The sequence below is a fragment of the Pseudomonas sp. Fl5BN2 genome (assembly GCF_009908205.1).
Lineage (GTDB): Bacteria > Pseudomonadota > Gammaproteobacteria > Pseudomonadales > Pseudomonadaceae > Aquipseudomonas.
The window spans coordinates 1-413 of the sequence record NZ_JAAARL010000091.1 but is presented as its reverse complement, the minus strand read 5'-3'; the positions used below and the strand labels follow the sequence as shown (position 1 = coordinate 413).

The window sequence follows — 413 nt, the reverse complement described above, 5'->3', positions numbered from 1 at the left end:
GCATATCCCATCCCCAGATACGGGCCCGGGATACATTATAAGAATAAGAACGCATCCGTTTCATATCCACGCGTGTGGCAATATAGTTTCTGGCATCCGTTCCGAAATATCCGCCTTTTAACTGCAGCCGGTCATTGTCTGTAAGCAGGCCATCCAGTTGAATACCTGCGCCAATCTCACGGGTGATGGTATTTTCTGGTTTCAGATTAAGGTTAGGAACCCAGTAATTGGGTTTACCCTTGCGGTAAAAATGTACATCATCCCTGTACATTTCTGCCATTGTGGGCGCTCGGAATGCAGAGGATATGGAGCCGTACATCATCAGCCAGTCTGTCGGTGAGACTGAAATCGCCGCCCTTGGGGACAGGCGTTCGGCTTTCAGTTCTCCGGCACGGGGATTGAAGCTCTTGTAC

Annotated in this window: 1 protein-coding gene; it reads right to left on the bottom strand. The window is 49.9% G+C overall.

The features are described 5' to 3' along the window. A partial coding sequence (locus GV819_RS32720) for a TonB-dependent receptor domain-containing protein (protein ID WP_161760127.1) occupies positions 1-413 on the bottom strand: 413 nt, incomplete at both ends.